This window comes from Pseudomonas sp. 65/3-MNA-CIBAN-0223 (assembly GCF_040310425.1).
Taxonomy (GTDB): Bacteria; Pseudomonadota; Gammaproteobacteria; order Pseudomonadales; family Pseudomonadaceae; genus Aquipseudomonas; species Aquipseudomonas gregormendelii.
On record NZ_JBEOPV010000014.1, the window covers coordinates 48800 to 70190 of the forward strand.

Genomic DNA, 21391 nt, shown 5'->3' on the forward strand with positions numbered 1-21391 from the left:
GTTATGGGGGATGACGGTGTGCTGTCAATGAAAAAACATACGCTTGTTTGAAATGCTCGTTCCAGGCCTGTTACCACAGGTTTCGCGGCTGGCCGACAGGCCGGCGCATGGGTATGCTGGTAACCACCCCGCGTGCGTTTTCATGCCGCGCTTAGTAATGAAGGAGTTGCTGTGGAGTTTTTTGCAGAGTACGCCAGTTTCCTGGCCAAGACCGTGACACTGGTGGTCGCCATTCTGGTGGTCATGGCCAGTTTTGCGGCATTGCGCAGCAAGGGTCGCCGCAAATCCGCCGGCCAGTTGCAGGTCAGCAAGCTGAATGATTTCTACAAGGGCCTGCGCGAACGCCTGGAGCACACCTTGCTCGACAAGGACCAGCTCAAGGCCCTGCGCAAGTCCCAGGCCAAGACCGAGAAAAAGCAAAAGAACAAGCCCGAGGCCAAGCCACGGGTTTTCGTGCTGGATTTCGATGGCGACATCAAGGCCTCCGCCACTGAAAGCCTGCGCCATGAGATCACCGCATTGCTGACCCTGGCGACCCCCAAGGATGAAGTGGTGCTGCGCCTGGAAAGCGGCGGGGGCATGGTGCACAGCTACGGCCTGGCGTCGTCGCAACTGGCGCGTATCCGTGATGCGGGCGTGCCCTTGACCGTATGCATCGACAAGGTGGCGGCGAGCGGCGGCTACATGATGGCGTGCATTGGCGAGAAGATCATCAGCGCACCCTTTGCCATCCTCGGTTCCATCGGGGTGGTTGCGCAACTGCCCAACGTCAACCGCCTGCTGAAGAAACATGACATCGATTTCGAGGTGCTGACTGCCGGGGAATACAAGCGCACCTTGACCGTGTTCGGCGAAAACACCGAGAAGGGCCGGGAAAAATTCCAGGAAGACCTGGACATCACCCATCAGCTGTTCAAGAATTTCGTCTCGCGTTACCGGCCGCAACTGGCCATCGATGAGGTCGCCACTGGCGAAATCTGGCTGGGCATGGCTGCGCTGGACCTGCAACTGGTCGACGAACTCAAGACCAGCGACGAGTACCTGGCAGAACGGGCGAAGAAATCCGAGTTGTACCACCTGCACTATGCCGAACGTAAAAGCTTGCAGGAACGCATCGGCATGGCGGCCAGCGGTTCAGTCGACCGGGTACTGCTGACCTGGTGGAGCCGGTTGACTCAACAACGCTTCTGGTAAGTAACCCTGTCACCACTGAGCCCTTTCACTTGTTGAAGGTGAAAGGGCTCAGTCGTAATGAGGCATGGCCCCGGGCGGGGTCATGCCTTTGCAGCATCAGCGACGACGGAACAGCGGCAGCGGTTCGTCAGTGGCGGCCTGATAGGTCACCGAGAAGTCCTTGAGGCTTTCCAGCGCTTCGTACGGGTCTTTGTCAGCGCGCAATGCGAAGGCATCGAAGCCGCAGCGACGCAGATAGAACAGCTGGTCACGCAGCACATCGCCGATCGCCCGCAACTCGCCTTTAAAACCGTAGCGGTCACGCAGCAGGCGGGCGTTGGAGTAGTTGCGACCATCGGTGAAGGCGGGAAAGTTAAGGGCGATGACCTGGAACTGGTCCACGTCGTCACCGATTTCTTCCGCTTCTTCATCCGCATCCAGCCACACGCCAAGGCCGCCATCGCGGGCCTTGAGCATGCGGCTGTGTTCACGCCACAGCTGCAGCGGGACGATCAGGTCGTCGCAGTTGCTGATCTCGTCGATGTTGAAGTCCTTGGGCAGCAGGTGCCAGGTTTCGTCGACGACTTCGTTGTTCTTAATGATTCGCTGCATAGACGCGCTCCTTGAAGAGGTCGATGCCGATACGCTGGTAAGTGTCGATGAAGCGCTCGTCTTCGGTACGTTGTTCGACGTACACGTTGATCAGCTTCTCGATCACATCAGGCATGGCTTCCTGGGCGAAGGACGGGCCGAGGATCTTGCCCAGGCTCGCATCGCGACTGGCGCTGCCACCCAGGGAGACCTGGTAAAACTCTTCGCCTTTCTTGTCCACCCCGAGAATGCCGATGTGGCCAACGTGGTGGTGACCGCAGGCGTTCATGCAACCGGAAATGTTCAGGTCCAGTTCGCCGATGTCGAACAGGTAGTCCAGGTTATCGAAACGACGCTGGATCGATTCGGCGATCGGGATCGACTTGGCGTTGGCCAGGGAGCAGAAATCACCGCCCGGGCAGCAGATGATGTCGGTCAGCAGGCCGATGTTCGGCGTGGCGAACCCTTGCTCGCGCAGTTCACCCCAGAGGGTAAACAGTTGGCTCTGCTCGACGTCCGCCAGAATGATGTTCTGCTCATGGGATGTGCGCAGTTGACCGAACGAGTAACGTTCGGCCAGGTCAGCCACGGCATCCAGCTGTTTGTCGGTGATGTCCCCCGGCGCCACGCCGGTAGGTTTCAGCGATAATGTCACGGCAACGTAACCCGGCTTCTTGTGCGCCAGGGTGTTGCGCGTGCGCCAGCGGGCGAAGCCCGGGTGCTGCTGGTCAAGCTCGGCCAAGGCCGCGCTCTGGTTGTCCAGCGCCTGGTACTCGGGGTCGACGAAGTGCTTGGCCACCCGATGTACTTCGGCTTCGGTCAAGGTGGTCTGGCCACCGCGCAGGTGCTCCATTTCCGCGTCGACTTTCTGGGCGAAAACTTCAGGAGTCAGCGCCTTGACCAGGATCTTGATCCGCGCCTTGTATTTGTTGTCACGACGGCCATAGCGGTTGTAGACACGCAGGATGGCATCGAGATAGCTCAACAGGTCCTGCCACGGCAGGAATTCGTTGATGAAAGCGCCCACCACCGGGGTACGGCCCAGGCCGCCACCCACCAGCACGCGGAAACCCAGCTCGCCGGCCGCGTTGTGCACTGGCTCAAGGCCAATATCATGCACTTCAATGGCGGCACGGTCGGAGGTCGAACCGTTGATCGCGATCTTGAACTTGCGCGGCAGGTAGGCGAACTCAGGGTGGAAGGTGGTCCACTGGCGAACAATCTCGCACCATGGGCGCGGATCAATCAGCTCATCGAACGCGACACCGGCGAACTGGTCGGTGGTGACATTGCGCAGGCAGTTGCCGCTGGTCTGGATCGCGTGCATCTGCACGGTGGCCAGCTCTGCCAGGATATCCGGGATGTCTTCCAGCGCCGGCCAGTTGAACTGGACGTTCTGCCGGGTGCTGATGTGGGCATAGCCCTTGTCATAGTCACGGGCGATCTTGGCCATCATTCGCGTTTGGCGCGAAGTCAGTTGGCCGTAAGGCACCGCGACCCGCAACATCGGCGCGAAACGCTGGATGTAAAGGCCATTTTGCAGGCGCAGGGGGCGGAATTCTTCTTCGCTCAGCTCGCCTGCCAGATAGCGTCGGGTCTGATCACGGAACTGCTTGACGCGGTCCTCGATGATCCGCTGATCGTACTCGTCGTATACGTACATATAAGTCCTGTTCTCAGGCTTGGGCCGGTCGGTTCCAGCTGCATGTGGGGCTTGCTGAAGTCCGATACTGCCTCGGCAATTCTGCGCGCACGGCCGCGCACTCCCAACGGAGCCGGGGCAAGATACCAGTTTGTAGTTATGCGCAAAAGTGATGTTTGAGTATATGTAAAGAACCAAAACGACTAACGAGAATCGTTGTTAGCAAACCCGCGTTTGTGGTGTGGGCAATCATCGTCTTAACTGTGAGCGAGTCTTCGTGCAATCACCGATAAAACCGACAAGAGGCGATGCAATGAGCAACCCTACCAAAGCTTCAAAACCCGACAGTACGGTTGATGCCTGGGCGATTTTGTTCCTGATCATCCTGGTCGTGGGCACTGCCGTGTTCTGGGTCAGTCATCAATAAACCGCCTCGTCCGGGCCTGATTCCGACGATTGTCGGACAAAACATGCGGTAAAGACCGATTTTCCGGGCTTCGCTGGCTATAATGCGCGGCGATTTTCGGGGCCCGGACGACCAATGCTCAAGTACTGTTTCACTCTATTGCTGGCACTCAGCGCTGCCTGGGGCTCAGCCGCGCGCGCCGAGTCGGTGCTGTTCCTCAGTCCCGGTGGCACCAACGAAACCTTCTGGGTGACCTACGCACAGTTCATGCGAGCGGCGGCGGATGACTTGGGCATCGACCTGCAGGTGCGCTATAGCGAACGCATGCCGGAATTGACCGTGGTGCAAGCCCGTGAGGCATTGCAGGGGCCCCAGCGTCCGGATTACCTGATCTTCGTCAACGAGCAATACGTTGCTCCGCAAATCATGCGCCTGGCCCAGGGTAGCGGCGTCAAGCTGTTCATGGTCAACGCGTCCCTGACCGACAATCAGAAAAGCCTGCTGGGCGAGCGTCCGGACTTGCTGGGTAGCCTGGTGCCCAACGATGAGGAGGGCGGCTACCTGATGCTCAAGGAGTTGATCCGCCAGCATCCGCCCGCCGCACCCGGCCAGGTGATCGAGTTACTGGCCTTTTCCGGCTTGAAAATTACGCCCTCTGCCCATTTACGCGAGCAAGGCATGTATCGCGCCCTGGCCGAACATCCGCAGGTACGCTTGCGCCAGTTGGTGTACAGCGGGTGGACCCGGCAGCGGGCGTACGAGCAAGCCCGAATGTTGTTCCAGCGCTACCCCAAAGTGAGCCTGGTGTGGTCAGCCAATGACGAAATGGCATTCGGCGCGATGCAGGCGTATTCGGAGACCGGCGGGGTCCCCGGCAAGGACGCACTGTTCAGCGCGGTCAATACCTCGCCTTCGGCGTTGCAAGCCAAGGTTGACGGACGCCTGAGCGTGTTGATGGGCGGGCACTTTACCCTTGGGGGTTGGGCGCTGGTGCAGTTGCATGACCATGAGCTCGGTGTAGACCTGAACCGGCAAGGTGGACGGGACCAGATGCTTGCCCTGTTGCAAGTGGTCGATCAGGCACAGGCCCGGCGTCTGCTGGCCATGCAGACGTCGACCGATTACCGGGTGAACTTCCGCCGCCTGTCGGCAAAAGGCCGCCCGGCGGCTTACCGGTACCCCTTCAGCATGCACACCCTGATGCACTGACAGCGATCTCAGATGCCGGCCAGGTGCAGCACCAGCTTGACGATGGCAAACAACGTCAAGGCAAACACCGCCGTGAACAGGATGCCCAGGATGACAAAATGACTGGGCTTGCCATGGGTGAAGTCGCGTGCCCGATTCTTCCCGCTTTGAACCCCGAACGCCGCAGCCATGACGCTGTGTAGCATCTGCCAGAAGCTCGGCGGTTTGTTGTCGACCGGATCGTCCATAAATCCCTCTTCACCTGTGTGAGAAAGGTAAGCATAGACAAAGCAGAACAGATCGCAGCCTGATGACCTGTAGGAGCTGCCGCAGGCTGCGATCTTTTGATCCGGGTTTGAAGATCAAAAGATCGCAGCCTCGTTTCACTTGGCAGCTCCTACGGGCTTGTGCGGGCTGCCGTGGGCTGCGATCTATAGATCTTAGTTGTCATAACCCAGGTTCGGTGCCAGCCAGCGCTCGGTCACGCTGAGCTCCTGGCCTTTGCGTGAGGTGTAACTCTGCACCTGGTCCTTGTCGATCTTGCCCACGGCAAAGTACTGCGCCTGCGGATGGGCGAAGTACCAGCCGCTGACTGCAGCAGCCGGGAACATGGCGTAGTGCTCGGTGAGAAACACGCCGCTGCGGCCGGCCTGCATTTCGCTGGCTTCAGGATCGAGCAGGCTGAACAACGTGCTTTTCTCGGTGTGATCAGGGCACGCCGGGTAGCCCGGCGCAGGGCGGATGCCGCTGTACTGCTCCTTGATCAGTGCCTCGTTGTCGAGGGTCTCGTCCTTGGCATAACCCCAATAATCCTTGCGCACCTGCTGGTGCAGCCACTCGGCGCAGGCCTCGGCCAGGCGGTCGGCCAGGGCCTTGACCATGATCGAGTTGTAATCGTCGCCGGCGTCCTGGTAAGCCTTGGCCACTTCTTCGGCGCCGATGCCGGCAGTGGTGATGAACCCGCCGACGTAGTCGGTGATCTCACTGTCCTTGGGCGCCACGAAGTCGGCCAGGGAGAAGTTTGGTTTGCCGTCGGTCTTGATGATCTGCTGGCGCAAGTGATGCAGCTTGGCCAACGGCTTGCCGTCATCGCCGTAGACTTCGATGTCGTCGTCGCGCACCTGATTGGCCGGCCAGAAGCCGAACACCGCACGGGCACTGATCAGCTTTTCGTTGATCAGCTTGTCCAGCATCTCCCGGGCATCCGCGTAAAGCGCGGTGGCGGCTTCACCCACGACTTCGTCGGTAAGGATGCGCGGAAACTTGCCAGCCAGGTCCCAGGAAATGAAGAACGGCGTCCAGTCGATGTATTCGGCCAGCACCTTCAAATCGATATTATCCAGCACCCGGGCACCGGTGAACGTCGGCTTGACCGGCGTGTAAGTGCTCCAGTCGAACTGCGGCTTCTTGGCGATCGCGGCCGGGTAGCTAAGGCGTTCAGTGCGGGCGCTGCGATTGGCGGTGCGTTCGCGAACCTCGACGTAGTCCTGGCGAGTCTTCTCGACGAAAGCCGGTTTCAACTCCTTGGACAACAACTGGGTCGCCACGCCCACGGCGCGGGAGGCGTCGGTGACATAAATCACCGCGTCATTGCTGTACTTGGGCTCGATCTTCACCGCCGTGTGTGCCTTGGAGGTAGTGGCGCCACCGATCATCAGCGGCAGGTGGAAATCCTGGCGCTGCATTTCGCGGGCTACGTGGACCATCTCGTCCAGCGACGGGGTGATCAGGCCGGACAGGCCGATGATGTCGCACTTCTGCTCCCTGGCCACCTGGAGGATTTTCTCCGCCGGCACCATGACGCCCAGGTCGACGATGTCATAGCCGTTACAACCCAGGACCACGCCGACGATGTTCTTGCCGATGTCATGCACATCGCCCTTGACCGTGGCCATCAGGATCTTGCCCTTGGCTTCGGGCTTGTCGCCTTTTTCCAGTTCGATAAACGGAATCAGGTGGGCGACGGCCTGCTTCATCACCCGGGCGGACTTCACCACTTGCGGCAGGAACATCTTGCCGGCGCCGAACAGGTCGCCAACGATGTTCATGCCGGACATCAGCGGCCCTTCGATCACTTCGATCGGGCGGGCGAACGACAGGCGCGACTCTTCCGTGTCCTCGACGATGTGGGTGGTGATGCCCTTGACCAGTGCGTGCTCCAGGCGCTTGTTGACGTCCCAGCCGCGCCACTCTTCGGTCTCGGCTTCCTTGACGCTGCCGTCGCCCTTGTACTTGTCGGCGATGGCGAGGAGGGCGTCGGTGCCTTCCGGGGTACGGTTGAGCACGACATCTTCCACGGCGTCACGCAGTTCGGCCGGGATCTGGTCATAGATCTCCAGCTGGCCGGCGTTGACGATGCCCATGCTCAGGCCGTTGCGGATCGCATACAACAGAAACACCGAGTGGATGGCTTCGCGCACCGGGTTGTTGCCCCGGAACGAGAACGACACGTTGGACACGCCGCCCGACGTCAGCGCATACGGCAGCTCGTCTCGGATGTAGGCGCAGGCGTTGATGAAGTCCACGGCATAGTTGTTGTGTTCTTCGATACCGGTAGCCACGGCGAAGATGTTCGGGTCGAAAATGATGTCTTCCGGCGGGAAGCCGACTTCGTTGACCAGAATGTCGTAGGAGCGCTTGCAGATTTCCTTCTTGCGCGCTTCGGTGTCAGCCTGGCCGGCTTCGTCGAAGGCCATCACGACCACCGCCGCACCATAGCGCTTGCACAGCTTGGCGTGATGCATGAACTGCTCGACGCCTTCTTTCATGCTGATCGAGTTGACGATGCCCTTGCCCTGGATGCATTTCAGGCCGGCCTCGATCACTTCCCATTTCGAGGAGTCGATCATGATCGGGACGCGGGAGATGTCCGGTTCACCGGCAATCAGATTGAGGAAGGTCACCATCGCCTTCTTCGAATCGAGCATCCCTTCGTCCATGTTGATGTCGATCACCTGGGCGCCAGCCTCGACCTGTTGAAGGGCGACTTCCAGGGCTTCGGTGTAGTTGTCTTCACGAATCAGGCGGGCGAACTTTGCCGAGCCGGTGATATTGGTGCGCTCGCCGACGTTGACGAACAGCGAGCTGCGATCAATGGTGAACGGCTCAAGCCCGGAAAGGCGGCACGCCTTGGGAATGTCCGGAATCTGCCGCGGCGCATATCCCGCCACCGCCTTGGCGATGGCTTCGATGTGGCCCGGGGTGGTGCCGCAGCAGCCGCCGACGATGTTGAGAAACCCGCTCTGGGCGAACTCTTCGATGACCTTGGCGGTTTGCGCTGGCAGCTCGTCGTACTCGCCGAACTCGTTGGGTAGCCCGGCGTTCGGGTGCGCCGAGACGTGGGTGCCTGCCTTGTTCGACAGCTCCTCCAGGTACGGGCGCAGCTCGCTGGCACCGAGGGCGCAGTTCAGGCCAACCGATATCGGCTTGGCGTGGGCCACGGAGTTCCAGAAGGCTTCGGTGGTCTGGCCCGACAAGGTTCGGCCAGAGGCGTCGGTAATGGTGCCGGAGATCATGATCGGCAACTCGATGCCCAGCTCCTCGAACACCCCCTGCACGGCAAAGATCGCGGCCTTGGCGTTCAAGGTATCGAAGATGGTTTCGATCAGGATCAGGTCGCTGCCACCCTCGATCAGGCCTTTGGCCGCTTCGGTGTAGTTTTCCACCAGTTCATCGAAGGTCACGTTGCGGTAGCCGGGGTTGTTCACGTCCGGCGACAGCGAGCAGGTGCGACTGGTCGGCCCGATCACGCCAGCGACGAAACGCGGCTTGTCCGGAGTTTCCAGGGTCTTGGCATCAGCCACCTTGCGCGCCAGGCGTGCGCCTTCTACGTTTAACTCGTATGCCAGGCCCTGCATGCCGTAATCGGCCAGGGATACCTGGGTGGCGTTGAAGGTGTTGGTTTCGAGGATGTCGGCGCCGGCATCCAGGTAGGCTTTTTCGATCGAGCCGATCACGTCCGGGCGAGTCAGCACCAGCAGGTCATTGTTACCCTTGACGTCGCTCGGCCAGTCTGCGAAGCGTTTACCCCGGTAATCCTGCTCCTCGAGCTTGTAGCTCTGGATCATGGTGCCCATGCCGCCATCGAGAATCAGGATGCGCTCTTTGAGGGCGTGCTTGAGAGCTTGAAGGCGAACACTGCGATCGGACATGTGGACTACTCGGAAAGACCATTACGAAGGGCCGGGATCATAGCAAACCTGCGCGCTTTTAGAGCATGTACCGGTTTTGCATGAATATCGCTCATGTTGGTGATAGCCCCGTGCCGGTAGAATCGCGGCGTTTTCTCATGATCGGGACCAGGGACATGTCGTATCGCTTCGTCACCAGCATGATTGTGCTGTGTTTGAGCTGGGGCGCTGCGGCGCAGGAGCCGGCCATTTCCTATACGCGGGATATTCAACCGATCTTCACCGAAAAGTGCGTAGCCTGCCACGCCTGCAATGACGCCGCCTGTCAGTTGAACCTGGGCAGCGGCGAGGGCGCGGCGCGGGGCGCCAGCAAGACCCCGGTCTACGACGGCGAACGCACCAGCGCGGCCGCGCCAACCCGGCTGTATTACGATGCGTTCGGCAAGCAGGCCTGGCAGCAGAAGGGCTTCTATTCGGTGCTCGACGCCCGGGCGAGCCAGGCTTCCCTGATGGCGCGGATGCTGGAACTGGGCCACCGCACGCCGTTGCAGCCCAATGCCAAACTGCCCGAGGAGATCGCGCTTGGCCTGAACCGGGCCAACATGTGTGCCATGCCGGGCGAATTCGACGGCTACGCCGGTGCCCACCCCAAAGAGGGCATGCCGCTCGCAGTGACAGGCCTGACCGACCAGCAATACCAGACGCTGCAACGCTGGCTGGCCTCGGGTGCGCCCATTGATGAGCAAGGCCTGCAGCCGTCCGCCCGGGAAGCATTGCAGGTGCTGCAGTGGGAAAACCTGCTCAATGCGCCGGGTGCCCGGGAAAGCCTGGTGGGGCGCTGGTTGTTCGAACACTGGTTCCTGGCCCACCTTTACTTCAAGGACGGCGAGCCCGGGCACTTTTTCCAGTGGGTGCGCTCGCGAACACCCACCGGCCAGCCCATCGACCTGATCAAGACCCGTCGTCCCAACGACGATCCCGGGACCCAGGTGTATTACCGCCTGCGGCCCGTGCAAGGGGTGATCGTGCACAAGACTCACATCAGCTACCCGTTGAGCGCGCCGAAGATGGCCCGGGTCAAGAGCCTTTTCTACACCGGTAACTGGCAGGTCAACGCCTTGCCCGGCTATGGCCCTGAACGGCGGGCCAATCCGTTCAGTACCTTCGAAGCGATCCCGGCCCAGGCGCGCTATCAGTTCATGCTCGATAACGCCGAGTACTTCGTGCGCACCTTTATTCGCGGTCCGGTGTGCCGTGGCCAGATTGCCACCGACGTGATCCGCGATAACTTCTGGGCACTGTTCCAGGCGCCGGAGCACGACCTCTACATCACCGACCCCAACTATCGCGGCCAGGCCACGCCGCTGCTGGCGATGCCCGGGCAGGACGATGAAGTCGGCAGTGTGCTGACCCTGTGGCACGACTACCGCAATAAACGCAATGAGTACGAAGCCTTGCGCCGCGACAGTTATGCCGACGCGCCGGCGCCGAGCTGGTCGACGCTGTGGGCGGGCAATGACAATGCGCTACTGAGTATCTTCCGCCATTTCGACAGCGCGTCGGTGACCAAGGGCTTGATTGGCGAAGTGCCGCAAACGATGTGGCTGTTCGATTATCCGCTGCTGGAACGCACCTATTACCAGCTGGCGGTCAACTTCGACGTGTTCGGCAACGTGTCGCACCAGGCGCAGACGCGGCTGTATTTCGACCTGATCCGCAATGGCGCCGAGCAGAATTTCCTGCGCCTGATGCCCGCCGATTCCCGGGAGGGCTACCTCGACGACTGGTACCAGAACAGCGGTAAAATCAAGATGTGGCTGGATTACGAGAGCATCGACGACGACAAGGACACTGCGCTCAAGCTCGATGAAAAGGACCCCAAGCGTGACTTTGCCCGGCTGTTGCTGGCCCGCTACGGCGACCTCAACGCCAGCCCCGACCCGATCAATCGCTGTGACGGTGCGTATTGCTCGCGCCCCAACATCGACCCGGGCTTGCAGAATGCCGATCAAGCCTTGAGCCGCTTGACCTCGCGCCCGGCCGCCGGGCTGAGGGTCATCGACCTGTTGCCGGAAGCCACCCTGTTGCGCGTGCAGAGTGCCAGCGGTCAGCGTGAGGTCTACAGCCTGCTGCGCAATCGCGCCCACAGCAACGTCGCGTTTCTCCTGGGCGAGTCACTGCGTTATCAACCCGGCCTGGACACCCTGACCATTTTTCCAGGTGTGCTGAGCAGCTATCCGAATTTCATCTTCAACATTCCTGCCGACCAGGTGCCAGCTTTCGTTGATGCCATGGAGAATGCCAAGGACGCCAACCGCCTGGAGAAAATCATCGAGCGCTGGGGCATCCGCCGCAGCCATCCGCAGTTCTGGCAGTACTTTCACGACCTGAGCCGCTATGTGCACGAGACCCAGCCGGAGGAAGAGGGCGTGCTGGACATGAACCGCTACGAGAATCTTTGATAGACCTTTGCCGGCGCGCCGTTGTCCGATCTACAAGGCACACTTATGTACCTGTGGCAGCGAGCCTGCTCGCTCCCACAGATCGATTGCGGTGGTTTGTGGATGTTCAACGGAGGGCAATCAATGCTGATTTCTGTACAGGCATTACGCGCCCTGGCCGCCTGGACGGTGGTTTGCCACCATTTCATGCAGATATTCTTCGACTTCAAGGCCCGTGGCCCGATCGGGCAGATGTTCATCGACAAGGGCGCGGTGGGCGTTGATATTTTCTTTGTGATCAGCGGCCTGGTGATCTTTCTGTCCACCGAAGGCAAAGCACTGCCGCCCGGAAAATTCCTGTTGTATCGACTGTTTCGCATCGTTCCGGCCTACTGGTTCTACACCCTGTTGATGGCGCTACTGGTGGTGTTCGCCCAGCCGGTGCTACCAGACCAGACCGTTGACTGGTCGCACTTCCTCCTGTCCCTGCTGTTCGTTCCCAGCGAAAACCCCGGCGGCTACGGCATTTATCCGACACTCAATGTCGGCTGGACCCTCAACTACGAAATGCTCTTCTACGTGCTGTTCGCCTGGGCGCTGTTGTTTCGCCTGCAGGTCAGGCTGCTGGTGGTCGGGGCGTTATTGTTCGCGGTGTGCCAGGCATGGACGGGTTATGGCTGGGTCAGCCAGTTCTATCGCTCGGACATCGTCTATGAGTTCCTGCTGGGTATCGCCATCGGCATGCTGTACCGCCGGGGCTGGATCCGCCCGGGCCTGTGGCTGCCACTGGTGGGCATTACCGGCGCGTTACTGATGATCTACCATTCGCCCCCGCAACCGCGATTTTTGGTCTGGGGCCTGCCAAGCGCGGTGCTGGTCATGGCGTGCATGGCGCTTGAGCGTTTCTTTGAACACAATCGAACGCTCAAGCTATTGGGCGATTGTTCCTACTCGGTGTACCTGATGCATGTGCTGGTGCTGTCCGCCGGTGGTTTTATCGCACAACGGTATGGTGTGAACCCCTACGTCATGTTTGTGCTGTGCGTGCTGGCGATCGCCGTGGGTTCCTGGGCCAGCTACCACTGGGTGGAAAAATCCAGCTATCGGTGGCTTAAACAGCGTGTTGATGGCAAAACCGAGGCTCAACCGTCGCCGGCTCTTTCCCGACAAAAATACTAGGACTTTGTCCCGCGCGTTGATTGGCGTAAACTGCGCCCAAGCCTGCGAGGAGTTTCCATGACCGCTATTACCATCACTGACGCCGCCCACGATTATCTGGCTGATCTGCTCTCCAAGCAGAACACCCCGGGTATCGGCATTCGCGTCTTTATCACCCAGCCCGGCACCCAGTACGCCGAAACCTGCATTGCCTACTGCAAGCCGGGCGAAGAAAAACCTGAAGACACGGCGCTGGGGCTCAAGAGCTTCACCGCTTACATCGATTCGTTCAGCGAAGCGTTCCTGGACGACGCGGTAGTCGACTACGCCACCGACCGCATGGGCGGCCAACTGACTATCAAGGCACCCAACGCCAAGGTGCCGATGGTCAACGCCGACAGCCCGATCAACGAGCGCATCAACTACTACCTGCAAACCGAGATCAACCCGGGCCTCGCGAGCCACGGCGGCCAGGTCAGCCTGATCGATGTGGTCGACGACGGCATCGCCGTCCTCAAGTTTGGTGGCGGTTGCCAGGGCTGCGGCCAGGCAGACGTGACCTTGCGCGAAGGCATCGAGCGCACCTTGCTCGAGCGTGTGCCGGAGCTCAAGGGCGTGCGCGATGTGACTGACCATACGCAGAAAGAAAACGCCTACTACTAAGTAAGGTGTTCGCTGCGCAAGCAAAAAAACGGCACCCGTGAGTGCCGTTTTTTATGCCTGAAGCCAAAAGATCTTCTATTCTTGGGGCCTGTACAGATGCGCATGCCCCGCACGATACAGCGAAGACTCGCTGAACTGATCACTGCCCAACACCCGACCCACCAGAATCAGCGCTGTACGCCGGAAACCCTTGGCTTCAACCTTCCCGGCAATATCTGCCAAAGTCCCCACCACCCAATCCTGGTCAGGCCAGGTGGCCCGGTGAATCACCGCGATCGGGCATTCGGCACCGTAATGCGGGATTAATTCGAACACGATCTTGCGCAGGTGGCTGACCCCCAGATGGATCGCCATGGTCGCGCCATGTTGTGCCAGGCTTGCCAGTTCTTCACCGGCCGGCATCGCCGTCTTGTCGGCGTAGCGGGTCAGGATCACGCTCTGGGAAACGTCCGGCAGGGTCAATTCAGCACCCAAGAGCGCGGCACAGGCTGCCGTGGCCGTCACCCCGGGAATGATCTCAAAAGGGATACCCAGCTCGCGCAGGTGGCGAATCTGCTCGCCGATGGCGCCATACAGGCTCGGATCGCCGGAATGCACCCGCGCCACATCCTGGCCCTTGGCGTGGGCAGCCTTGATCAGTTCGATGATCTGTTCCAGGTGCAATTCGGCACTGTTGACCACCTGTTCAGCATGATGGCCTTCGAGCACGGCGGCGGGCACCAGCGAGCCGGCGTAAATGATGACGGCGCAGCTGCGAATCAGGCGCTGGCCTTTGACGGTGATCAGTTCCGGGTCGCCGGGGCCGGCGCCGATGAAGTAAACGGTCATCGTCGTATCCTGTGAAAAAGCGACATGGGCAGGCTTCAGATGAAGATTGCTCATGATCAGGCATGGGATTATCGGGGATTTTAAACGGCGCGGGCCAACGCGAGGGTGGCCTGGGCGTATTTTTGTCGTGAAATCAACAGTTTTGCCGGGGTGTGGGTTAGCTGTTCGGCCAGGGCGAGGGCAGCGCTTTCAGCGATTCCATAGCAACCGGTACGTTCGAAAGCGATGTCCGAGTGATGGCTGAGCTGGCCCTGATACCTGGCCAGTGCCTCACTGCTGAAAAACTGCACCTCAAGCCCAAGCTGGACGCCGAGCTCAATCAGGCCCGGCTCTTCTCGCTTGAGGTCAATGCTCGCCAGGGCACTGATCTGCTCGAGCTCGATAGAGTGGGCCTGCAGCGCCTGGTCCAGCAGCGCCCGCAGCGTGCTGAGAGGGCAGCCACGCTGGCAGCCAAGGCCGACGACCAGCGTCGGCACTTTGCCAGCTTGGGTCATGCCGGGTATTGATCAGGATTTTTGCGCCGGAACAGCCAGGCGCTGATCAGGCCGAGTGCCAGCCAGAACGCCACGTTGGTCAACTGTGAAGCAATCTTGAACTGGGTTTCCAATGCCTCTGGCGCGAGCATCGAATGCACCTGGGGTTGTGGTGCTCCGATCACGTGTGGCACGGCCAGGATCGCCACGCCAAGGACCTTCATCAGCCAGTGACGGCTGAAGACGATCAACGCAATACCGACCGCTGTGGAAGCGGCTGTACCCATCCACCAGATCTGCCGTTGAGTCAGGTCCGCCGCTGCAGTGCCCGGCAATTCAGGGGGCAGGCCGAGGGTTGGCGCCAGGACGAAGGTCGCGTAGCCGGCCAGGCCCCAGAGCAGGCCCTGGGACGTGCGAGTTGGCGCGCGCAGGGTGTAGAGGCCGGCCAGCATCAGGGCGAAACCCACGGCGACCACCAAGTTGCCGCCAGTTGTCGACAGCAGGCGCTGCCAACCGTTTTCCGGTTCCCAGGCTTCAGCGTCGTGGCTGTGCGCTGCGGTAGCGCCGGCTGCGTGTTCGTGGATTTGAACCGTGGCAGGTTCGGATTGTTCGTAGGTTTCCGCCTGCAGAATCAGCGGAGAGACCCAGAGGCTTTGCAGCAGGGTCAGCAGCAGGGCGGCCAGCAACCCGGTAAAACCTGCGGTTTGCGCGATACGCTTGATCATCTGGGCAGGTCTCAGTGGCACGGGAACGCGGAGCTGTGACGGGTATCGTGCGCCGCGTTGTGCACCGCCTCGATGTGCGAAAAACCGGCAAAATACACCAGGCCGGCGCCCAGGATCGACGCGAAAACAGCGGCGGTCAGGCGTTGGGTCAGGGTCGTGGTACTGCTGGCGGTACGGCTACCGGTGGTGCTGATGGTCGACATGGCGCTTCCCTCTGGTCTGTCAGCGGGGTTATGGAGCGCATGGCAAACCCCTGCGAACGGGCACGCAGAAGCTCAAACAGCGCCCGCCCACCGCGGGTTTGTTGGTCAGCGAACCTGATGTTCGCCATGTGTTGCGGGCCGGTCTCCGGGCTCGCGAGGGGTGCGGGCTTGCGCCTGTACCTGCAAGAGTCGCCTTCCCATGCCGTACTGCTGGCACAGTGGATCTGACTCTTCGCTCGCTTACCGTTGCGGGGGCAGCACCGGACTGACATGAGCTTCTAGTAAAGCACATGATTCACCGGTTTCCCGTTTCACCCTGTGAAGGGCACCCGTAACAAGTTGCGTAGGAGAGCATGGGGCGGGGTTTGGCGTCAATTGGCAGAGGTTCTCAATTGGGGATTGGCCCCGGTAGGAGCTGCCGGAGGCTGCGATCTTTTGATCTGGCTTTTTGACAGACACAATCAACTGATCGCAACCTTCGGCAGCTCCTGCAGGGGATAGCGTTTACCGCAGGAGCATTGACCCGCCCCGATACCATGCGTAGCCTTGCGCTTTCGAGGTTCTTCGGCGTTGGCCGAAGCTAAGAAGGGAACGCGGTCAATGCCGCGGCTGCCCCCGCAACTGTGAACGGTGATGTTCGCTGCCACGCCACTGCAAGCCCTGTACAACGGGTTCGCGGGAAGGCGCAGAGAATGCCAGGCTGCATGCCCGGCACGCCGTCAGCCAGGAGACCTGCCTCGATACAGTTTCTCACTACAACCGGGCGGGGTGATCCGGTGGCGAACTCTCCCGCGCGCGCTTCAGTCGCAGCGATTGTCGTCCCGTATGCCCGCCACCTTGCCAAAGGGCATCCGATGAAAACACTGGCCAAACTTCCCGTCACCATCGTTACCGGCTTCCTTGGCTCGGGCAAGACCACCTTGCTGCGGCACATGCTCGACAACGCCCAGGGCCGGCGCATCGCGGTCATCGTCAACGAATTTGGCGAACTGGGTATCGATGGCGAAATCCTCAAGCAGTGCTCCATCGGTTGCACTGAAGAAGAAGCCAGCGGCCGCGTCTATGAACTGGCCAACGGATGCCTGTGCTGCACCGTCCAGGAAGAGTTCTTCCCGGTGATGCGCGAGTTGGTGGCCCGTCGCGCCGACCTCGACCACATCCTGATTGAAACCTCCGGGCTGGCCCTGCCCAAGCCCCTGGTGCAAGCCTTCCAGTGGCCGGAAATCCGCAGCGCCTGCACCGTCGACGCTGTCATCACCGTGGTCGACAGTCCGGCCGTGGCGGCGGGCACCTTTGCTGCGTTCCCTGACCAGGTTGACGCCCAGCGCAAACTCGACCCGAACCTGGATCACGAATCGCCACTGCACGAACTGTTCGCCGACCAGTTGGCCAGCGCCGACCTGGTCATCCTCAACAAGGCCGACCTGATCAGCCCGCAAGACCTGGCCCGGGTGCGCCTGGAAGTCGCCGAGGAACTGCCGCCGGCGGTCAAGGTCATCGAAGCCAGCAGCGGTCGTGTGCCCCTGGACGTGCTGATTGGCCTGGGTGTCGGTTCAGAAGAACACATCGACCGCCGTCACAGCCATCACGATCATCACCACGAAGGTGAAGACGATCACGATCACGACGCCTTCGATTCGATCTCCATCGAACTGCCCCAGGCGGATGAAAGCCTGCTGCTGGACGCCCTGACGCAACTCGTAGTCAAGCACGGCATCCTGCGGGTCAAGGGTTTCGCAGCTATTGCGAACAAACCGATGCGCCTGCTGATCCAGGGCGTGGGCACGCGTTTCGACAAGCATTTCGACCGTCAATGGGGCGCCGATGAAGCGCGCACCACCCGCCTGGTGCTGATCGGCCAGGAGCTGGACGCCGCCCAACTCGAAGCACAACTGCGCGCCGCGCTCAGCGTATAAGCCATGCACCTGCTCAGGACCCAGCCCGGCGGTTTCGTTTCGGATGACAATATTGCCGATCTTGGACAGACCCCTGCTGAGCTGGTGATCCTGTGCAGCGGCGACTCCAGCCTGGCGTTGCTCGCCGAAGCCGCGCAACAGTTGCCCGACGACTATCCAAGCGTGCGCCTGGCCAACCCGATGCAGGTGCAGAATCATGCCTCGGTCGACCTGTATGTCGATGAAGTGCTGCGCCATGCCAAGGTGATTCTGATCTCGCTGCACGGCGGCATCGCCTATTGGCGTTATGGCGTCGAGCGCCTGGTGCAATTGTCCGAACGGGGCGTGCGACTGATTCTGGTGCCAGGCGATGACCGTCCCGACCCGGAACTCAGCGACCTCAGTACCGTGGGCGCCGAAGACCGCGACCGGCTCTGGCAGTTTCTACGCCAGGGCGGTCTGGGCAATGCCCTGGATTTCTTTCGCTGCCTGGCCAGTCGTTGGCTGGAACGCGACTACCCCTGGGCGGAGCCGCAGGCTTTGCCGCGCACGGCGATCTACCATCCGCAGCGAAGCCCAGCTGTACTAGCCGATTGGCAAGCCGACTGGCAGGCCGGACAGCCCGTGGCCGCCGTGCTGTTTTATCGCTCGCACCTGCAGGCGGCCAATACCGCCTTCATCGATATTTTCTGCCAGCGCCTGCAGGCGGCGGGGTTGAACCCGCTGCCGATTGCCGTGGCCAGCCTGAAAGAACCCGGCTGCCTGGCGGTGGTCGAGGACTGGCTGGACGAAGTCAGCGCCTCGGTAATTCTCAACACTACCGGCTTTGCCCAGTCGAGTCCCGAAGCGCCGCATATCCGGCCGTTTCGCCGCAATATTCCGGTGATCCAGGCCATTTGCGCCCAGGATAACGAGGCCGGTTGGCAAGCCAGCGACCAGGGTCTCGGCCCGCGGGACCTGGCCATGCACATTGCGCTGCCGGAACTGGACGGGCGGATCATCAGCCGACCGATCAGCTTCAAGGACCTGGCGTGGCGCAGCGAGCGCAGCCAGTCGGACGTGGTGTGCTACCGCGCGCAGCCCGAACGAATGGATTTCGTCGCTGAACTGGCGCGGCGTTGGACCGATCTGGCCCGAGTACCCAACCGCGAAAAACGCATTGCGCTGATCCTGGCCAACTACCCGACCCGCGATGGTCGCATCGGCAATGGCGTCGGGCTCGATACGCCGGCGGCGGCGCTGAATATCCTGCGCGCGCTGCGCCAGGAAGGTTATCCGCTGCCGGATCAACTGCCGGAAAGCGGCACCGCGCTGATCCAGCAACTGCTCGGCGGCGTCAGCAACGACCTCGACACTATTGATCAGCGTCCATGCCAGCAAAGCCTCGGGCTGGATGACTACCTGGCGATGTTCAACGCGCTGCCTGAGGCCAACCGGCTGGCCGTGCTGCAGCGTTGGGGGGCGCCAGAAAAGGATCCGATGTTCCGCAGCGGCCGGATGATGATCGCCGGCCTGCGTTTTGGCCTAACCTTTGTCGGCATTCAACCGGCTCGGGGGTATCAGGTTGACCCTAGCGCGGTGTACCACGACCCGGACCTGGTGCCGCCGCACGGCTATCTCGCGTTCTATTTCTGGTTGCGCAACACCTACGGTGCCCACGGTGTGATTCACGTCGGCAAGCATGGCAACCTCGAATGGCTTCCGGGCAAGGGTGTCGGGCTGTCGCAGCATTGCTGGCCGGATGCGCTGCTCGGGCCGTTGCCGAACATCTATCCCTTCATCGTCAATGACCCGGGCGAGGGCGCCCAAGCCAAGCGGCGCACCCAGGCCGTGATCATCGATCACCTGATGCCGCCGCTGACCCGCGCCGAAACCTATGGCCCGCTGCGCAACCTGGAGCTGCTCGCCGACGAGTACTACGATGCGCAGCTGCTCGACCCCCGTCGGGCGCGGGAGCTGCAGCGCGACATCCTGCAACTGGTGCGCGACAGCCATATCGACCGAGAGCTGCAGCTGGACGAACAGCTGGACAGTGATGCCGACGCGGCCATCTGGCTGCCGCGCCTGGACACTTATCTGTGTGATCTGAAGGAGTCGCAGATCCGCGACGGCCTGCACATCTTCGGCGAGTCGCCGAGCGGTCGGCTGCGCATCGACACCTTGCTGGCGTTGCTGCGTATTCCTCGTGGCGATGGACGCGGTGCCCAGTCGAGCGTGCTGCGGGCGCTGGCGAAGGCGTTCGAATTGGGCTTTGATCCGCTGGACTGTGCATTGGCCGAGCCGTGGACCGGGCCGCGTCCCATTGAACTGCAATCCATCAATGATGATACATGGCGCACCGCGGGCGACACCCGCGAACGCCTGGAACTGTTCGCCACGCAACTGATCGAGCAAACCACCTGTGGGAGCGGGCTTGCTCGCGAATACGCAGTGTCAGCCAAACTTGATTTGCCTGACACACCGTATTCGCTCCCGCAAGGTGAGAACTGGGCGCAAGTGTCGGCCATCCTCGACCACCTGCGCGAAGCCGTCGCCCCCCGCCTGGACGCCTGCGGCCCGGCAGAGATGCGCGGTCTGCTCGATGCGTTGAACGGCCTCTTCGTCCCTGCCGGCCCAAGCGGTGCACCCAGCCGGGGACGACTGGACGTGCTGCCCACGGGCCGCAACTTCTATTCGGTGGACGTACGCAACCTGCCGACCACCACCGCCTGGCGCATCGGCTTCCAGTCGGCCAACCTGATCCTTGAGCGCCATCTGCAAGACCACGGCGATCACCTGCGCCAGATCGGCCTGTCGGTCTGGGGCACCGCGACCATGCGCACCGGTGGCGACGATATCGCCCAGGCGATGGCCTTGATGGGCGTGCGGCCGGTGTGGGCCACCGGCAGTCAGCGGGTTGACGACTTTGAAATTTTGCCAGTGAGCCTGCTGGACCGCCCACGGGTGGACGTCACGTTGCGGGTGTCCGGGTTCTTCCGCGACGCGTTCGCCAATCTGATCCGGCTGTTCGATGCCGCCGTGCAAGCGGTTGCCGAACTCGACGAGCCCGACGACCTCAATCCACTGGCTGCCAAGGTGCGTGCCGAGCGGGAAACCCTGTTGCTGGCGGGGCTTGACCAGGAGGCTGCGCGCCGCCAGGCCGGGTGGCGTATTTTCGGGGCGAAACCGGGGGCCTATGGTGCTGGCGTGCAGGGCGCGGTCGAGGGTCGCTTGTGGCAGAGCCGCGAAGACCTGGCCGAGGTTTACCTCAACTGGGGCGGCTACGCCTATGGCGGTTCAGACGAAGGAACGGCCGCCCGGGAACAGTTCGCCCAGCGCCTGAGTCAGGTCCAGGCCGTGGTGCAAAACCAGGACAACCGTGAGCACGATTTGCTCGATTCCAACGACTACTATCAGTTCCAGGGCGGTATGCTCGCTGCCGTCGAAAGCCTGAGCGGGGAAGCGGCGGCCAGTTATCACGGCGATCACAGCCAGCCCGACCTGCCGAAAATCCGCACCCTCAAGGAAGAACTCAACCGGGTTATTCGCTCCCGCGCAGCCAATCCCAAGTGGATCGACGGGGTGAAGCGCCACGGTTATAAAGGCGCGTTCGAAATGGCGGCGACGGTCGACAACCTGTTTGCCTTCGACGCCACCACGCAGTTGATTGACGATCACCAGTACGCGTTGCTCGCCGATGCTTACCTGCTGGACCCGGCGACTCGCGAGTTTGTGCGCGAGCACAATCCCCATGCCCTGCGCGACATGACCGAGCGCATGCTCGAGGCGCAGCAGCGCGGCATGTGGAAAGAGCCCGGCGAGTACCAGGAGGCGCTGGAGAATCTGCTGCTGGACATTGAAGAAGATACTTGAGACTGCAATTACCCCCCCCTGTA

The 21391-nt window shown here is 61.3% G+C and carries 15 protein-coding genes and 2 riboswitches; of the genes, 7 read left to right on the top strand and 8 right to left on the bottom strand.

Going from position 1 to position 21391, the window contains the following annotated elements; genetic code table 11:
- Nucleotides 1-171 precede the first annotated feature (171 nt).
- On the top strand, nucleotides 172-1194 hold the full coding sequence (sohB, locus tag AAEZ09_RS18380; protein WP_045057587.1) for a protease SohB: 1023 nt from the start codon (nucleotides 172-174) through the stop codon (nucleotides 1192-1194).
- 96 nt (nucleotides 1195-1290) lie between these two features.
- Here sohB and AAEZ09_RS18385 read toward each other — a convergent pair whose 3' ends face one another.
- A complete protein-coding gene (locus AAEZ09_RS18385; RefSeq protein WP_045057586.1) occupies nucleotides 1291-1785 on the bottom strand; it encodes a DUF934 domain-containing protein in 495 nt (164 codons plus the stop codon).
- Nucleotides 1769-3427, bottom strand: a complete 1659-nt coding sequence (locus AAEZ09_RS18390; RefSeq protein ID WP_122840645.1) for a nitrite/sulfite reductase — start codon at nucleotides 3425-3427, stop codon at nucleotides 1769-1771. The genes AAEZ09_RS18385 and AAEZ09_RS18390 overlap by 17 nt, the downstream gene beginning before the upstream one ends.
- Before the next feature lie 520 nt (nucleotides 3428-3947).
- Here AAEZ09_RS18390 and AAEZ09_RS18395 point away from each other — a divergent pair.
- The gene (locus tag AAEZ09_RS18395; RefSeq protein ID WP_045057584.1) at nucleotides 3948-5021 is read left to right on the top strand and encodes an ABC transporter substrate-binding protein; all 1074 of its coding nucleotides are present in this window, start codon (nucleotides 3948-3950) and stop codon (nucleotides 5019-5021) included.
- Nucleotides 5022-5029: 8 nt separating this feature from the next.
- Here the strand turns inward: AAEZ09_RS18395 and AAEZ09_RS18400 are convergent, their stop codons facing one another.
- Both AAEZ09_RS18400 and metH read right to left on the bottom strand, forming a co-directional pair.
- Nucleotides 5030-5248 carry a DUF2970 domain-containing protein gene (locus AAEZ09_RS18400; RefSeq protein WP_045057583.1) on the bottom strand — a complete coding sequence of 73 codons (219 nt, stop codon included), beginning with the start codon at nucleotides 5246-5248 and terminating at the stop codon, nucleotides 5030-5032.
- A gap of 192 nt (nucleotides 5249-5440) precedes the next feature.
- Nucleotides 5441-9151 carry a methionine synthase gene (gene metH, locus AAEZ09_RS18405; RefSeq protein ID WP_205892851.1) on the bottom strand — a complete coding sequence of 1237 codons (3711 nt, stop codon included), beginning with the start codon at nucleotides 9149-9151 and terminating at the stop codon, nucleotides 5441-5443.
- 155 nt (nucleotides 9152-9306) lie between these two features.
- Here metH and AAEZ09_RS18410 point away from each other — a divergent pair, with 155 nt between their 5' ends.
- From AAEZ09_RS18410 to nfuA, 3 genes are all read left to right on the top strand, one after another.
- Entirely contained in the window at nucleotides 9307-11592 is a 2286-nt protein-coding gene (locus AAEZ09_RS18410; RefSeq protein ID WP_350600269.1) for a fatty acid cis/trans isomerase, read from the top strand.
- Between the two features lie 123 nt (nucleotides 11593-11715).
- On the top strand, nucleotides 11716-12750 hold the full coding sequence (locus AAEZ09_RS18415) for an acyltransferase family protein (RefSeq protein WP_350600270.1): 1035 nt from the start codon (nucleotides 11716-11718) through the stop codon (nucleotides 12748-12750).
- A gap of 57 nt (nucleotides 12751-12807) precedes the next feature.
- A complete protein-coding gene (nfuA, locus tag AAEZ09_RS18420; protein ID WP_045057579.1) occupies nucleotides 12808-13392 on the top strand; it encodes a Fe-S biogenesis protein NfuA in 585 nt (194 codons plus the stop codon).
- Nucleotides 13393-13467: 75 nt separating this feature from the next.
- On the opposite strand, the gene cobM is transcribed toward nfuA, so the two are convergent.
- The 4 genes from cobM to AAEZ09_RS18440 all read right to left on the bottom strand — a co-directional run bounded on the left by cobM (nucleotide 13468) and on the right by AAEZ09_RS18440 (nucleotide 15621).
- Nucleotides 13468-14220: a precorrin-4 C(11)-methyltransferase gene (gene cobM, locus AAEZ09_RS18425; protein WP_350600272.1), complete on the bottom strand. Its 753-nt coding sequence runs from the start codon at nucleotides 14218-14220 to the stop codon at nucleotides 13468-13470.
- Nucleotides 14221-14300: 80 nt separating this feature from the next.
- Complete coding sequence (locus AAEZ09_RS18430; protein WP_350600273.1) at nucleotides 14301-14714, bottom strand: cobalamin biosynthesis protein; 414 nt, start codon at nucleotides 14712-14714, stop codon at nucleotides 14301-14303.
- Complete coding sequence (locus AAEZ09_RS18435; RefSeq protein ID WP_045057576.1) at nucleotides 14711-15418, bottom strand: CbtA family protein; 708 nt, start codon at nucleotides 15416-15418, stop codon at nucleotides 14711-14713. The genes AAEZ09_RS18430 and AAEZ09_RS18435 overlap by 4 nt, the downstream gene beginning before the upstream one ends.
- Before the next feature lie 11 nt (nucleotides 15419-15429).
- A complete protein-coding gene (locus tag AAEZ09_RS18440; protein ID WP_266018641.1) occupies nucleotides 15430-15621 on the bottom strand; it encodes a CbtB domain-containing protein in 192 nt (63 codons plus the stop codon).
- Between the two features lie 119 nt (nucleotides 15622-15740).
- Nucleotides 15741-15969: riboswitch (cobalamin riboswitch) on the bottom strand.
- Between the two features lie 192 nt (nucleotides 15970-16161).
- Nucleotides 16162-16375, top strand: a riboswitch (cobalamin riboswitch).
- Between the two features lie 100 nt (nucleotides 16376-16475).
- Between AAEZ09_RS18440 and cobW the strand changes: the two genes are divergently transcribed.
- Together cobW and cobN are read left to right on the top strand one after the other, a co-directional pair.
- Nucleotides 16476-17537, top strand: a complete 1062-nt coding sequence (gene cobW / locus AAEZ09_RS18445; RefSeq protein ID WP_350600275.1) for a cobalamin biosynthesis protein CobW — start codon at nucleotides 16476-16478, stop codon at nucleotides 17535-17537.
- A 3-nt stretch (nucleotides 17538-17540) separates the two neighbouring features.
- Nucleotides 17541-21368 carry a cobaltochelatase subunit CobN gene (gene cobN, locus AAEZ09_RS18450; RefSeq protein ID WP_350600276.1) on the top strand — a complete coding sequence of 1276 codons (3828 nt, stop codon included), beginning with the start codon at nucleotides 17541-17543 and terminating at the stop codon, nucleotides 21366-21368.
- Nucleotides 21369-21391: the final 23 nt, after the last annotated feature.